The organism is Plantibacter sp. VKM Ac-2876, from assembly GCF_015350715.1.
GTDB lineage: Bacteria > Actinomycetota > Actinomycetes > Actinomycetales > Microbacteriaceae > Plantibacter > Plantibacter auratus.
The window spans coordinates 1,223,777-1,238,393 of record NZ_JADKSI010000002.1; the positions used below are offsets into that span (position 1 = coordinate 1,223,777).

Sequence of the window (14,617 nt, forward strand, 5' to 3'; positions counted from 1 at the left end):
TCTACCGAGCTCAGAGCTTGATCTCGATGTTGACGTCCGCCGGCAGGTCGAGACGCATGAGCGAGTCGACGGCCTTCGGGGTCGGGTCGATGATGTCGATCAGACGCTTGTGGGTGCGCATTTCGAAGTGCTCCCGGCTGTCCTTGTACTTGTGCGGCGAACGGATCACGCAGACCACGTTCTTCTCCGTCGGAAGCGGCACGGGGCCGACGACGGTTGCGCCTGCACGGGTGACCGTGTCGACGATCTTGCGCGCCGAAGTATCGATGACCTCATGGTCATACGACTTCAGTCGGATGCGGATCTTCTGTCCCGCCATGTGTGACTCACTCTCTGTCTCGCGTCGTGCGGATCGCTCCGTATTGGACGCATATCGTGCGCTTTGCAACGTTCGGTTGCTCCGCGCCATTGGCACTACTGGTGTCGCACCACTGTTCTGCTGTCAACGACCACTCGTGTCTTGCGACCCTCGTGGTCATCCACCGGCTTCCACCCCGACTCGTGGTCGGCGCTGGGCGTAGCACTGCTACGACCTGGATTGCGATGAAGTGATTGGTGTTCTGCTACCCGCGGCCTAGGCTCGATCCCTGTCGCGTTGCCGCGTCTGGGAGCTCCTATGCACTACCTGGCAGTGATCCGCCGGAGCGCGCACAGGCACGCTCGTCCGAAGTACTGAACTGGACTAGTTTGCCACGGATCCACCATGCGTGCAACCCGGGCGTGTCGCGGGCGGCGGATGGTCAGGATCCGCCCAGTCTCGGGCGTCGTGAGCGCCGAGGCGCCGCTGCTCAGCAGGGCTCGACGACGTTGTCGACCTCGACCGGACGCACCCCCGGGGTGCCCGCGAACCGCACCGCGTCGACCGTCGCCCCGGACACGTCCGCATCGACGTCGAGCGTCACCGTCGCGCCCGGGGCGATCGTCACCACCACGTAGGCCACGGGGCGTCCCTCGTCCGATCCGGCCGTGTACGGGACCTCGGCACCGTCAACGCGAACCGAGCGGATGTCTGCACCGTCTGGCGCGTAGGCCATGACCCGCAGGCGCATCCACCCACGTGGGAGCCCCTCACGCTCGTGGAACCCCGCGATGTAGTCGAACGCCTCCGTGTCGAGCTCCGGCTCCGTGTCGATCGTGTTGGAGAGTTCCGACGTGACCATCACCGTGCGGGTCCCGTCGACGTCGCACGACCCCGCACGGACACGGACCTGCTGTCGGAGGTAGTACTCGAGCTTGGACCCGACCGCGTCCGAGAGGTACAGCCCGAACGGCACCGAACGAGATGAACGCACGGGCAGGGCGCCGCCGATCCCGGCGAGCACCAGCGCCCGCTCCTCGACGCGGTCGGGACTCCAGGCGAGCAGACGCCGCTCGTCGACCGCCTGGACCCAGCCGTCGATCGCCCGGGGCACCTCCATGGACCCCGCCTGCAGCTGCGACGTGAGCGCGTGCACGACCGCGGTGAAGGTCGCGTCCTGCGCCCGGTTCGCCTCGTCGCTGAGACCGGGGTGGTCTCGGTACACGCCGTTCAGGAGCGCGTCGACGACCGTCCCGCTCGACACCTCCGTGCCGTCCGCCGACACCACGGGGCCGGTCGCTCGCAGCAGGTGGGACAACGCGACCGGATCCACGGCCAGCACCAGGTCCGGCACGACGCCCTGGCTCTCCTGCCACAGCCGCGAGGCCACCTGCGCACCGTACGGGAAGTCCGGCCGCGCCGTCACCTCATGGATGGAGGTGCCTGCGGCAGCGTAGCCCTCGGTCCGGTAGAGCGCGTCGGCATCGGCCGGCAGGGGCACCACCGGATCGGCGTGCGACACGAAGTCCGCGCCGCCGAGGGTTCTGGTCACACTGAGTACCCCCTCCTCGACGTGAACGAGCACCGAAGCTCCCGCGATGCCACCGAGGGCTCGGCTCTCCGCCGAGTTCTGGAACAGGACGACCACGTCTCGCGGCCCCTCCTCCCCCAGGAACCCGGGCAGCGCCCGCAGCACCGGTGCGAGCCGCGAGGCGAGCGATGAGGCCTCGCGCAGCGGTCCGTCGAGTCCGGCCAACGCCGACGCCACCTGCGGCAGGAGCACCGACCGCTCGAGGCGGTCGAGGCGCGCGACCTGCTCCTCGAGTCGCTCGAGCGCGTGCGCCGAGGTGCGCGCCAACCACCCCACTCGCTCCGTGTCCAGCCGCCCGTCGACCGCGAGTCCGTCGAGGGACAGGGCGAGGACCGGCTCGACGACCTCGTCGACGACCACGTGGGCCGCCTCGACGGCCGTGCGCACCGCCTCGAAGTTCGCCCCGGAGACGGGCACGCGTTCGGCGAGCCACCAGTCAGGCCGCCGGGTCGACGTCAGGGCCCGCTCGACCGCGTCGCCGGCGCGCTGCACGGCGGCAGGATCGATCGCGTCGGCGCCGTCACCGACGACGCCCGCACGGATCGCCTCGAGCTCAGGCAGGACCGTCGTGAGCTCCTCCCGGACGGACATGGCCTCCACCGCCGCCGACACGGTGGCTCCAGCGATGCCGAGCAGGACGGACAGGGCGACGATGCCCGGGATCAGGACACGTGGGCGGAGCAGGCGACGCGGACGGATGGACGGACGGGACACGGTCACCTCGGGCGGCTCGATGCAGAATGGGTCGCCCGATATCTTACATATGAGTCGACGGTTTGCCGACCGGCCGACGGCGCGCACGACGAAGGGCCCGGAGCGAAATGCTCCGGGCCCTTCGTGTGGAACCGTGTCGACCCTGAGGTCGATCAGGGGTTCGCGTCAGCGGATGCTTACGCGAGCACCTTGGTGACGGTGCCGGCGCCGACGGTGCGGCCACCCTCACGGATGGCGTAGCCGAGGCCGACCTCCATGGCGATGGGCTGGATCAGCTCAACGGTCATGTCGGTGGTGTCGCCGGGCATGACCATCTCGGTGCCCTCGGGCAGCGTGATGACGCCGGTGACGTCGGTGGTGCGGAAGTAGAACTGCGGACGGTAGTTCGCGTAGAACGGGTTGTGACGCCCACCCTCATCCTTGGACAGGATGTACGCGGTGCCCTCGAAGTTCGTGTGCGGCGTGACCGAACCCGGCTTCACGACGACCTGGCCGCGCTCGACGTCTTCACGCTTCGTGCCACGGAGCAGGAGACCACAGTTCTCGCCGGCCCATGCCTCGTCGAGCTGCTTGTGGAACATCTCGATACCCGTGACGATCGTCTTCTGCGTCGGGCGGATGCCGACGATCTCGACCTCGGAGTTGATCGCGAGCGTGCCACGCTCGGCGCGGCCCGTGACGACGGTTCCACGACCGGTGATCGTGAAGACGTCCTCGATCGGCATGAGGAAGGGCTTGTCCTTGTCGCGCACGGGGTCGGGGACGTTGGCGTCCACGGCGTCCATGAGGTCGAGGATGCTCTGCACCCACTTCTCGTCGCCCTCGAGCGCCTTGAGGCCCGAGACGCGGACGACCGGTGCGTCCTCAGCGAAGCCCTGCGAGGCGAGCAGCTCGGAGACCTCGAGCTCGACGAGCTCCAGGATCTCCTCGTCGTCGACCATGTCGGACTTGTTCAGCGCGACGAGCAGGTACGGGACGCCGACCTGCTTGGCGAGCAGCACGTGCTCACGCGTCTGAGCCATCGGGCCGTCAGTGGCGGCGACGACCAGGATCGCGCCGTCCATCTGCGCAGCACCGGTGATCATGTTCTTGATGTAGTCAGCGTGACCGGGGGCGTCGACGTGCGCGTAGTGGCGCTTCGGGGTCTCGTACTCGACGTGCGAGATGTTGATCGTGATACCACGCTGACGCTCTTCCGGCGCGGAGTCGATCGACGCGAAGTCGCGCTGCACGTTGGTCGCGGACGGGAACTTGTCCGCCAGGACCTTCGAGATCGCCGCGGTGAGCGTGGTCTTGCCGTGGTCGACGTGACCGATCGTACCGATGTTGACGTGCGGCTTGGTCCGCTCGAACTTGGCCTTTGCCACTGTGAGTCCTCCTCAGGACGTTGTGCGGGACGCCGGGCACCATTCGATGCCCGACGCACTGCAGGGATGTGTATTCATGTTACGCGATCCGCCCGGGTGTTCGCACACCCGGCCGGACCGCGGTGAAGAGAGAGTGAGTGACTACTCGCCCTTGTTCTTCTGGATGATCTCGTCGGCGACAGCCTTCGGGACCTCCGCGTAGCTCTCGAACGTCATCGAGTACACGGCACGACCAGAGGTCTTCGACCGGAGGTCGCCGATGTAGCCGAACATCTCGGAGAGCGGCACGTTGGCACGGATGACCTTGACGCCGGTGGCGTCGTCCATGGACTGGATCTGTCCACGGCGCGAGTTGAGGTCTCCGATGACGTCGCCCATGTACTCCTCAGGAGTACGCACCTCGACCGCCATGAGCGGCTCGAGGAGGACGGGGTTGGCACGCGAGTAGGCCTCCTTGAGACCCATCGAGCCGGCGATCTTGAACGCCATCTCCGAGGAGTCGACGTCGTGCGCCGCACCATCGGTGATGATCGCCTTGACACCCACGACCGGGTAGCCGGCGAGGCCACCGACCTGCAGGGCGTCCTGGAAACCGGCGTCGATCGACGGGATGTACTCGCGCGGGATGCGACCACCGGTCACGGCGTTCACGAACTCGTAGGTCGTCTCCGGAGTGACGTCCATCGGCTCCAGATCGAACTGGATCTTCGCGAACTGACCCGAACCACCGGTCTGCTTCTTGTGCGTGTAGCCGTACTTCTCGACCTTGCGCTTGATGGTCTCGCGGTACGCGACCTGCGGCTTGCCGACGTTGGCCTCGACGTTGAACTCGCGCTTCATGCGGTCGACGAGGATGTCGAGGTGGAGCTCGCCCATGCCCTTGATGACCGTCTGGCCGGTCTCGGTGTTCTGCTCGGTGCGGAACGTGGGGTCCTCTTCGGCCAGCTTCTGGATCGCGGTGCCCAGCTTCTCCTGGTCGGCCTTGGTCTTCGGCTCGATCGCGACCTCGATGACGGGCTCCGGGAAGCTCATCGACTCGAGGACGACCTGGTGCTGCGGGTCGGACAGGGTGTCACCGGTGGTGGTGTCCTTCAGGCCGATGACCGCGTAGATGTGACCGGCGGTGACGAAGTCGACCGGGTTCTCCTTGTTGGCGTGCATCTGGAAGATCTTCCCGATGCGCTCCTTCTTGCCCTTGGTCGAGTTGATGATCTGCGCACCGGAGTCGAGACGACCCGAGTAGACGCGGACGTACGTCAGGCGACCGAAGAACGGGTGCACCGCGACCTTGAACGCGAGCGCGGTGAAGGGCTCGGTCGAGTCGGGGTGACGCTCCACGACCTTCTCCTCGTCGCGCGCGTCGTGGGCCTCGATGGCCGGGACGTCGAGCGGGGAGGGGAGGTAGTCGATGACGGCGTCGAGCATCGGCTGGACGCCGCGGTTCTTGAACGCGGAGCCGCAGAGGACCGGGTACATCGTGCTCGTGATGGTGAGGTGACGGATCGCGGCCTTGATCTCCGCGACGGTCAGCTCTTCGCCACCGAAGTACTTCTCCATGAGTGCGTCGTCGGTCTCGGCGACGGCCTCGAGGAGCGCGGTGCGGTACTCGGCCGCCTTCTCCTTGAGGTCTTCCGGGATCTCCTCGATGGCGTACTTGGCGCCCATCTCGACGTCACCCTTGGCGTCTCCGCGCCAGGTGAGCGCACGCATCTCGACGAGGTCGACGACGCCCTCGAAGTTCGACTCGGCACCGATCGGCAGCTGGATGACCAGCGGCTTCGCGCCGAGGCGGCTGATGATCGTGTCGACGGTGAAGTAGAAGTCGGCGCCGAGCTTGTCCATCTTGTTGACGAAGCAGATGCGCGGGACGTCGTACTTGTCGGCCTGACGCCAGACGGTCTCGGACTGGGGCTCGACGCCCTCCTTGCCGTCGAACACCGCGACCGCGCCGTCGAGGACGCGGAGCGAACGCTCGACCTCGACCGTGAAGTCGACGTGGCCGGGGGTGTCGATGATGTTGATCTGGTTCTTGTTCCAGAAGCAGGTCGTCGCGGCGGACGTGATGGTGATGCCGCGCTCCTGCTCCTGCGCCATCCAGTCCATCGTCGACGCACCGTCGTGGGTCTCGCCGATCTTGTGGTTGACGCCCGTGTAGAACAGGATGCGCTCGGTGGTGGTGGTCTTGCCGGCATCGATGTGGGCCATGATGCCGATGTTGCGGACCTTGTTCAGGTCGGTGAGCACGTCTTGTGCCACGGGGTCCTCCGGGGATAGGTAAGGGTGAGCTGATTCACTCGGTGACGCGAGGGCGGGCGGATCGCCCGCCCTCGCATCGGGCGGCGACTACCAGCGGTAGTGCGCGAACGCCTTGTTCGACTCGGCCATCTTGTGCGTGTCTTCACGACGCTTGACGGCTGCACCGAGACCGTTCGATGCGTCGAGGATCTCGTTCTGGAGACGCTCGGTCATCGTCTTCTCGCGGCGACCCTTCGCGTAGCTCACGAGCCAGCGCAGGGCGAGGGTGTTGGCGCGGTGAGGCTTGACCTCGACCGGCACCTGGTAGGTGGAACCACCGACGCGGCGCGAACGCACCTCGAGGGTCGGGCGGACGTTGTCGAGCGCCTTCTTGAGCGTGACGACGGCGTCGCCCTGGTTCTTGGCGGTGACGCCTTCGAGTGCGTCGTAGACGATGCGCTCAGCGAGGCCCTTCTTGCCGTCCAGCAGGATCTTGTTGACGAGCTGGCTGACGATGGGGGCGCCGTAGACGGGATCGGCGACGACGGGACGCTTCGGAGCTGGACCCTTGCGAGGCATTACTTCTTCTCCATCTTCGCGCCGTAGCGGCTGCGAGCCTGCTTGCGGTTCTTGACGGCCTGCGTGTCGAGGGCGCCACGGACGATCTTGTAACGGACACCCGGGAGGTCCTTCACACGACCACCACGGACCAGGACCAGCGAGTGCTCCTGGAGGTTGTGGCCCTCACCGGGGATGTACGCGGTGACCTCGGTGCCGTTGCGCAGCTTCACGCGGGCGACCTTGCGCATCGCCGAGTTCGGCTTCTTCGGGGTGGTGGTGTACACGCGGGTGCACACGCCGGCCTGCTGGGGGTTGCTCTTCAGGGCGGGCGCCTTGGTCTTGACGACCTTGGGGCTGCGGCCCTTCCGAACCAACTGCTGAATGGTTGGCACTACTTGCTCCTTGATGATGACTGCACGGTGACAGTGGTACTGCAGCATTCGTGGACCGGTCTCCCGGATCACGAGGTCGTATGGACCCACCGGCGCCGCGCGAGTGCGCGTCGCTTTCGTGGTGGGTATGCCGTGGGGGCGATCTGCAACCGGGACCAGCCCGGCGGGGATCAACCCGATGGTGCAAGACTGCTGTCCACTCCCCCGAGCCAGGCTCCGGAGAACGTGGACAGCACGAGAGCGCACGACAGCGCGCACACCCAACCAAGACTAGCCCGCCGACAGGCTGTGGTCAAACGATGACGGCCCCTGGGAGCATCGCTCCCAGGGGCCGTTCAGCTCGGCGTCTACGGGGACGGGACGAAGGTCGCGCCCTCGTCGGTGAAGCCCTCGATCGTGCCGCCGACGACGAAGTCGACGGGGTTGATGCTGTAGCCCGGGCCGGTCTGGCCGGTGGCCGGGTCGGTCAGCGTGCAGGTCATCGACATGCGTCCGACGGTCTCGGAGTCGACGGTCCAGCCGCCGCCCGCGAAGTCGCCGACCGTGAAGGTCGGGCGCGTGTCGAACTTCCAGGTCACGCCGGAAGGCGTGAAGCCGGTGTCGTTGCGGATCTCGAAGGGGCACCCCTCGGGGGCGAGCTCCGTCGCCGCGCCGCAGCCGTCGATGTACGCGTTGACGGCCTCCTCGACGGCGGTCGTCCCGGCGTCGGTGAGGGCGACGGCGAGCGTCGCGGGTTCCGCGGCCTGACCGAAGCCCACGGCCGTCGTGGTCGTCGCCTCGGCGGTGTACCAGTCGCTCTCGCTGAGGGCGACGTCGTAGGTACCCGGGAGGGCACGCAGCTGGTACGAACCCTCGGCGATCGGTTCGACGTCGGTGAGGTCGACGCCGCCGACCGTCGCGACCGCGTCCTCAGGGGCGACCACGTCGACCTGGACCGTGCTCAGTTCGGGTGCCTCGAGCTTCCACTTGTCGAAGAGCACGGCGTCCTTGCCGACCTTGGTGAGCGTGAACTCCTGGTCGACGCTCTCGCCACCCTGGGTGAGACGGGCCTCGACGGTCGCGGTGTTCCCGCTGGTCGTCGTCTTCCCGATCGTGTAGCCGGAGACCTTGCCGGACGCCGCCTTGTACGCGTCGTCGGTCAGCAGCACGTCGGCCGCCGACACCTCGGTACCGGAGAGCTTGAGCGCCTGTTCGGCGTCGCCCGACTTGAGGGCGTCGAGGTAGCTCTTGACCGTCACCTCCGGGGCGTGGAGGGCGTTGCCGACGCTGACCCCGACGATGCCACCGACGATGATGAGGAGGAGGGCGCTTCCGCCGGCGATGATGCCGGTGAGCCCCTTCTTCGAGAGCTTCTTCTTGGGCGGCTGCTGGCCGCCGCCGTAGCCGCCGGCCCCCTGCGCGTACGGCGCCTGGCCGTACTGCTCGGTGGGCTGCTGGCCGTACTGCCCCGTGGGCTGCTGGCCATACTGTCCGGTGCCCTGCTGACCGAACTGCTCGGTCGGCTGCTGGCCGTACTGCGCCGTCTGACCGTATTGACCGGTCTGCTGGCTGTACTGACCGGTCTGCTGGCCGTACTGACCCGTCTGCTGGCTGTGCTGGCCGGACGACTGCTCACCGTACTGGCCGGACTGCTGCCCGTACTGCCCTGACGGCTGGGTCGGCGACTGCCCGTACGGCGACTGCTGTCCGTACTGACCCGTCTGCTGCTGGCCTGAGCCCGACTGCTGTGGGCCGTTCCCCTGCCATCCCTGCTGCGGGTCGGGCTGGGCGGGCGGTCGCTGCCACTGGGGCTGCTGCGGGTTCTGATCTCCGGGATCGGTCATGGTGTTGCGCCCCCAATGAGCATGGATCGTGCTGATGACAAGTGCTCGAAAGTATAGTGACGGGTGTCGGACAGCACGATGGGGAGATCTCCCCTCCTGCGTCCGGGTGGACCCCGACGGCTACCAGGGCGAGGTGGGGGAATCGAGCTCGAGCGCGAGGTCGTCGAGGAGCGCGGTGACCTGCGGTTCGACGTACCGCTCGACGGCGTCGTGGATGGCGAGGCGGTGCCCGACGAGCAGTTCGCAGATGCGGCGCCCGGTCTCGTTCGCGCACTGGTCGGCGAGGGCGATCTCGGTGCGCAGCGCCTCCTTCGCGTCGTCCGACAACGGCGGGGGTGGTGGGACGGTCCTCGCCTGGGACTCGCCGAGCTCGGCGAGGGTGAAGAGGTAGGGCTGCCCGGGATCCGGGTCGGGGTCGAGCTGCAGGCCGTCGAACTCCGGGTCGAGCCCCTCCCCCGGACGGTAGGAGCGCTGCGCCTCGCGCAGGTCGGCGGCACGCAGTTCGGCACGGAGGACGGGGAGGTTCTGCTCGGTGTACTCCGCCACCGCGTGATCGACGAGGGCCTTCATCCGGGTGGCGAGACCGTGCTGCACCTGGTGCGGGACGTCGTCGACGAGGCCGGCTGCGCGCAGGATCGGGGAGCCGATGCACCGGCGGCAGATCCGGGTGCGTCCGCGGTGGGCGGCGGGGTGCCAGCGCGGCAGCCACCGGAGCCAGGCGTCGACGGCCTGGCTCACGCTGGTCTCGAGCGAGCGCTCCATACTGACCGAGGGTAGCGCCTCGGCGGCTGTATCGGCCTCAGCGACCTCCGGTGGCGCGCTGGTCGCGTGCTGCTCGCCGGGCGAGCGAACCGGTCGGCTGCAGCCGACTCACGAGACTCCGCTTCGCGCGGTAGCGGAACCGGCTCCGCTGGCGGGCGAACCAGCCGAGCGCTCCCTGCGCCCGTGACGCCTCGGCCTCCGACCGCTGCCACAGCTCGTCGGCCGTCGTGTCGTCCACGTCACGACCGGAGAAGACGACGTCGTCGGTCGTCCCCGCGAGCGCGGTGAGCGTGGTCGCGCCCTCCGGTTCCTGGGCTCCGAGCGCGGATGCCGTGGTCAACCGCGTGGCGGCCGGGGGCACCGTGTACCCGAGCTCGGCGTAGCGGTCGATCAGCTCGTCCCACGCACCGGCGGCACTGCGATCACCACCGCCCGCGCGGCGACGCTTCGTCCGCCGACGCTTCGCACCCGAGATGGCGAGGAGCGGGATGAAGTACAGCGACACCGGGACACCCACGATCAGCGCGAGCCACCACACCCATTCCGGGATCACGAGTCCGTCGTTCTTGTCCTTGTCGTCGCCGTCGTCGATCGAGGCCTCGGTGAGGAGGCTGTCGTCGAGGTTGTCGCTGCGCGGCGGCTGACGCACCTGCGGCTGCGGCTCGGTCTTGGGCTTCGGGTCCTGGTCCTGCGGGATCTCGGTCTCATCGGGGGTCGGTGAGAACGCCACCCAGCCGTAGCCCTCGAAGGGCACCTCGACCCACGCCGTCACGTCGTCTCCGACGACCTGCACCGAACCCTGGCCCTCGGTCACCTCGGGCGCGAAGCCCATGACGACCCGTGCGGGGTAGCCGAGCGAGCGGGCCATGAGCGCGAACGCCGACGCGTACTGCTCCTCGTCGCCGACCATCGGAGTGCGGGTGAACAGCTCCGACATCCGGTCGGCACCGTGGCCGGCGCGCGACGGAGAGCTGTCCGAGGCGAGCCCGTGGCTGAGGAACCCGGTGGTGCGGAGGGTCTGCTCGATCGCGCGCAGCTGCCCCATGGGCGTCGTCTCGGTACCGACGAACTCCGAGGCCTTCGCGACCACGATGTCCGGGATGTTCGTGACGGGCGGCAGCTCGACCGCTGCGGTCGGCGTCGTCGCGAGGGCCGTGTCGCTCGGGACCGCCTGCGTCGTGGTCCGCTCCTCGTAGTCGTCGCCCGTGCCGATGCCCGAGGTGATGACGGCCGCGCCACTCTCGGCGTTGTAGCGGATGTCCTCGGATCGCTCCGCCGCCTTGCCGTCGAGGGTGAGCGCGCTCGGGTACCCGACGCTGGGCACCCAGATGTCGTCGTAGCCGGTGATGTCGATCGACACCCGTCGGTCGCTGCCCGGTGTCATGAGCTGCGGTCCGGGAAGGTGATCGCCGACGAGCTCGAAGGCACCGGACCCGTCGGTCGCCGTGGAGGGCCCGGAGACGGTCCACAGGCGTCCGTCGTAGCTGTCCATGGCCGCCAGACGGATCCGATCCCCCGGCTCGAGACCGGTGGCGGTGAAGAGCTTCGTCTCGGCGAGGTCCTTCGTGTACTCGCGGAACCCGGCGAGCGGGCTCGGGTACTCCAGGGGGTCGAACGGCGGGGTGACGACCTCGCGGAGGACGAACCGGGAGTCCGCGGGTGGCGAGGCGACGACGGCCGCGCCGCCGCCGACGACGACCGCGACCGCGGCGAGGACCGCCGTACCGATGATCTTCTTGCGACGGAGGACGGCGGTGGTCGACGCTGCCGCGTTCTCGCCACGACCGGCACCCGGCCTCCACCCGAGCCAGAGAAGGGCGATGAGCGCGAACGCGATCCCGCGGACGGCCGCCAGGAAGGGCGTCTGCGTGCCGAGGAGGACGCCGAGGGCGTACAGCACGGTCGGGCCGACGAGCACGATGGCGCAGCGGACGGCGATCTGCGGACGCCGTGGCAGCCAGCGGACGGCGAGCACGGCGGAGACGACACCGACGAGCAGCCCCGCAACGTAGGGCAGGGTCATGATGTACGCGGGCGCGCTCAGCGGGGTCTGCAGGGTGACGAAGTCCTTCCACCCGAACACGGCGCCGATGCTGATGCCACCGAGGGTCCGCAGGTTCGGGAGGACCGCGAACGTCGCCACGGACGGCATCGCCAGGGCACTGCCGAAGACGTAGAAGACGAGGACGGTCGAGAGGCCGGTCAGGAGGGCGTTCAGCCGGAGGGCGTGGGAGGCGACGCCCACCGCCATGCCGAGGGCGAGGCCACCGAGACCGGCGAGGAGGAACCCGGTGCCGCTGAGCGCCGCACCGAAGCCGAGCAGGCCGAGGGCCGCGAGGACGAAGACGACCGCGAGGTCGATCCAGGAGCGGCCGGGCAACGGCCACGGCGCGACGAAGGTCGGGACGATGCCCTGGACGTCGACGTCCGCGGCGGACCCGGCAGCCGCGCGTGGCGGGCGCACCGTCGTGCGCTCGTCGACCCCGCTCACAGCGCCCTCGACATGACCTTGGCGAGGTCGCTCAGTGCCCCGACCGTCATGACGTTCATCCCGGCGACGTCCTTGATGCCGGCCCGTGCACCGCGTTCGACGCGGATGCCGAACACGTTGACGTCGGGACCGAAGAGGCGCTGGATGCCCCGGTACTCCTGCGCCTCGAGTCGCGAACCGGCGACGATGATGACGACGCTCGGTGCCGGCAGGCGCTTCGTGGTCTCCCGGGCGAAGGTGCGCGGGGTGTCGAAGGTGCCCTCGGCGAGCTGCAGACGGCAGCTGTCGTCGAGGAAGGAGGTCACGGTGTGGGTCCGCAGCGCGAGCCGGTCGGTCACGACGCTGATCGGGACCTGGTCGAGGATCACCTGGGTCGCGATCGACGCGGTGAGCGACACCGCCAACTCGAACTCGTCCTCGTCGTCGGCGTAATAGCGGGAGTCGGTCGTCATCACCATGGTGAGCTGCGACCGCCGCGTCTCCTCGAACTGCCGCACCATGAGCTGGCCCGTCTTCGCGGAGGACTTCCAGTGGATGTAGCGGCGGTCGTCGCCGGGGACGTACCCGCGGAGCGCATGGAAGGAGATGTCGTTGTTCGTGATCGTCTTCGTGACGAGGCCCTCGAGGTCGCGGATGAGACCGGCGGCCGTCGGGTGGAGGCGCGTGGTCTCGGGATGCACGAAGAGCTCGACCGGTTCCGTCCAGCGCACCTCGCGGCGCAACAGGCCGAGCTGGTCGCCACGGACCGACACGGCGGGCCCAGCCGGGATGACGGCTCGCCGGTTCGTCGGAACGGCGAACAGTTCCTCGTGTTCGCCGTCCTTCGGGATCGCCGGAATGGCGAACTCCGCGAGGCCGTAGCCCACGGGGACCTCGAGGCGCGTGGGCGTCGTGGCGCGGTTGCCGGGGTTGGCGATGAGGACCTGCCCGATCGCGCGCTCGCCGACGGTCACCCGGGTGGGGTTCAAGTGGATGGAGATACGGAAGGTCGACCGCCCGAAGAGGTAGGCCACGGAGGCCAGCAACGCGGCCAACGGCACGAAGCCGAGGAACACGAGTTCCGTCCATCCCAGGATGAAACCGGCGACGGTCGCGATGACGCCGATCGCCAGGACGACCCAGCCGAGGCCGCTGACCACAGCGAGCACGGGTTGCGCAGCCGACCAGACGACCCGGGCCCAGGGCACGACGACGGCACCGATGCCGTCGAGCGCGCTGCGGAACGGGTTCGGCCGCCGAGCGGGAGCCTGCGCACCGTCGACGTGCGCATCGGGGCCGTCGGCGCCTGCCTCGGCAGGCGCGCCGACCGTCGCCGTGCGGACCGGATCGGGTCCGTCCGGCGCGGCGGCGGCGCGCTGCTCGAGGGTCTCGCTCATGCTGCGCGGTACGCCGGCGGAGCGATGCTGACGAGGACCCGGGCGACGACGTCCTGCGCGGTCACGCCGGCGAAGTCGGACTCGGGGTCGATGATGATGCGGTGCGCCAGGACGGCCTGCGCGAGGTCGTTGACGTCGTCGGGGGTGACATACGTGCGTCCCTGCGAGATCGCCCAGGTCTTGACCGCGCGCACGAGGGCGAGGGCACCACGCATGCTCACGCCGAGCGCGACGTCCTGGTCGTCCCGCGTCGCCGCGACGACGTCGGCGACGTACTCGAGGATGCTGCCGTCGACGTGCACCTCGGTGGCGAGCTGCGCCATGGTGACGACCGCGCTGGAGGCGATGATCGGCTGCACCTTCGTCGCGCGTGCCCGGTTGGAAGCGTCGAGCAGCAGGTTCACCGAGGTCTGGCGGTCGGGGTAGCCGAGCGTCGTCTTGATGAGGAAGCGGTCGAGCTGCGCCTCGGGCAGCTTGTAGGTGCCCGCCTGTTCGATCGGGTTCTGCGTCGCGATGACCATGAAGGGCTGGCCGGCCTCGTAGCTCGTGCCGTCGATCGTGACGATGCCCTCCTCCATGACCTCGAGGAGTGCCGACTGCGTCTTCGGCGAGGCACGGTTGATCTCGTCCGCGAGCACGATCGAGGCGAAGATCGGCCCCTTGTGGAACTCGAAGATCCCCTTGCCCTGGTCGTAGATCGTCACACCGGTGACGTCGGACGGCAGGAGGTCGGGCGTGAACTGGATCCGCGAGCTCGTGCCGTCGAGCGTGTTCGCGAGGGCCTTGGCGAGCACGGTCTTGCCGGTGCCCGGGTAGTCCTCGAGGAGCACATGGCCCTCCGAGAGCATGGCCGTGACGACGAGCTTGATGACGTGCTCCTTGCCGAGGATGGCCTGCTCGACGTTGCCGACGAGCTTGCCGAACGCGTCGGCGAACCAGGTGGCCTGTTCCTGCGTGACAGTCATGGAGGTGTTGGTTGCTTTCGTGTAGGAGGGAGAGGTGGACGG

11 protein-coding genes are annotated in these 14,617 nt (G+C 68.5%); all 11 read right to left on the reverse strand.

Going from position 1 to position 14,617, the window contains the following annotated elements; genetic code table 11:
- Positions 1 to 10 precede the first annotated feature (10 nt).
- The 11 genes from rpsJ to ITJ62_RS12295 all read right to left on the reverse strand — a co-directional run bounded on the left by rpsJ (position 11) and on the right by ITJ62_RS12295 (position 14,575).
- The gene (gene rpsJ, locus ITJ62_RS12245) at positions 11 to 319 is read right to left on the reverse strand and encodes a 30S ribosomal protein S10 (protein WP_005050520.1); all 309 of its coding nucleotides are present in this window, start codon (positions 317 to 319) and stop codon (positions 11 to 13) included.
- A 469-nt stretch (positions 320 to 788) separates the two neighbouring features.
- Positions 789 to 2,609, reverse strand: coding sequence for a DUF4012 domain-containing protein (locus ITJ62_RS12250; protein WP_194602271.1), 1,821 nt, complete (start codon positions 2,607 to 2,609; stop codon positions 789 to 791).
- Between the two features lie 170 nt (positions 2,610 to 2,779).
- The gene (gene tuf, locus ITJ62_RS12255) at positions 2,780 to 3,970 is read right to left on the reverse strand and encodes an elongation factor Tu (protein ID WP_064296705.1); all 1,191 of its coding nucleotides are present in this window, start codon (positions 3,968 to 3,970) and stop codon (positions 2,780 to 2,782) included.
- A gap of 141 nt (positions 3,971 to 4,111) precedes the next feature.
- Positions 4,112 to 6,226: an elongation factor G gene (gene fusA, locus ITJ62_RS12260; protein ID WP_064296706.1), complete on the reverse strand. Its 2,115-nt coding sequence runs from the start codon at positions 6,224 to 6,226 to the stop codon at positions 4,112 to 4,114.
- An 87-nt stretch (positions 6,227 to 6,313) separates the two neighbouring features.
- Entirely contained in the window at positions 6,314 to 6,784 is a 471-nt protein-coding gene (rpsG, locus tag ITJ62_RS12265) for a 30S ribosomal protein S7 (protein ID WP_064296707.1), read from the reverse strand.
- Positions 6,784 to 7,158 (reverse strand): 30S ribosomal protein S12, encoded by a 375-nt coding sequence (gene rpsL, locus ITJ62_RS12270; RefSeq protein WP_056008169.1) that lies wholly within the window; start codon positions 7,156 to 7,158, stop codon positions 6,784 to 6,786. The genes rpsG and rpsL overlap by 1 nt, the downstream gene beginning before the upstream one ends.
- Before the next feature lie 347 nt (positions 7,159 to 7,505).
- Positions 7,506 to 8,981: a hypothetical protein gene (locus ITJ62_RS12275; protein ID WP_194602274.1), complete on the reverse strand. Its 1,476-nt coding sequence runs from the start codon at positions 8,979 to 8,981 to the stop codon at positions 7,506 to 7,508.
- 120 nt (positions 8,982 to 9,101) lie between these two features.
- Entirely contained in the window at positions 9,102 to 9,743 is a 642-nt protein-coding gene (locus ITJ62_RS12280; protein ID WP_194602278.1) for a spermidine/putrescine ABC transporter substrate-binding protein, read from the reverse strand.
- A gap of 37 nt (positions 9,744 to 9,780) precedes the next feature.
- Positions 9,781 to 12,234 carry a transglutaminase-like domain-containing protein gene (locus tag ITJ62_RS19340; RefSeq protein ID WP_194602281.1) on the reverse strand — a complete coding sequence of 818 codons (2,454 nt, stop codon included), beginning with the start codon at positions 12,232 to 12,234 and terminating at the stop codon, positions 9,781 to 9,783.
- Positions 12,231 to 13,610 (reverse strand): DUF58 domain-containing protein, encoded by a 1,380-nt coding sequence (locus tag ITJ62_RS12290; RefSeq protein WP_194602285.1) that lies wholly within the window; start codon positions 13,608 to 13,610, stop codon positions 12,231 to 12,233. The genes ITJ62_RS19340 and ITJ62_RS12290 overlap by 4 nt, the downstream gene beginning before the upstream one ends.
- Positions 13,607 to 14,575: a MoxR family ATPase gene (locus ITJ62_RS12295; RefSeq protein WP_191940624.1), complete on the reverse strand. Its 969-nt coding sequence runs from the start codon at positions 14,573 to 14,575 to the stop codon at positions 13,607 to 13,609. Before ITJ62_RS12295 ends, ITJ62_RS12290 begins: the two co-directional genes overlap by 4 nt.
- Positions 14,576 to 14,617: the final 42 nt, after the last annotated feature.

Excerpts from the sequence above, each read along its gene's own strand:
- rpsJ (WP_005050520.1), bottom strand. The coding sequence starts at position 319 with ATGGCGGGACAGAAGATCCGCATCCGACTGAAGTCGTATGACCATGAG.
- rpsG (WP_064296707.1), bottom strand. The coding sequence starts at position 6,784 with ATGCCTCGCAAGGGTCCAGCTCCGAAGCGTCCCGTCGTCGCCGATCCC.
- ITJ62_RS12275 (WP_194602274.1), bottom strand. The coding sequence starts at position 8,981 with ATGACCGATCCCGGAGATCAGAACCCGCAGCAGCCCCAGTGGCAGCGA.
- ITJ62_RS12280 (WP_194602278.1), bottom strand. The coding sequence starts at position 9,743 with ATGGAGCGCTCGCTCGAGACCAGCGTGAGCCAGGCCGTCGACGCCTGG.
- ITJ62_RS12290 (WP_194602285.1), bottom strand. The coding sequence starts at position 13,610 with ATGAGCGAGACCCTCGAGCAGCGCGCCGCCGCCGCGCCGGACGGACCC.
- ITJ62_RS12295 (WP_191940624.1), bottom strand. The coding sequence starts at position 14,575 with ATGACTGTCACGCAGGAACAGGCCACCTGGTTCGCCGACGCGTTCGGC.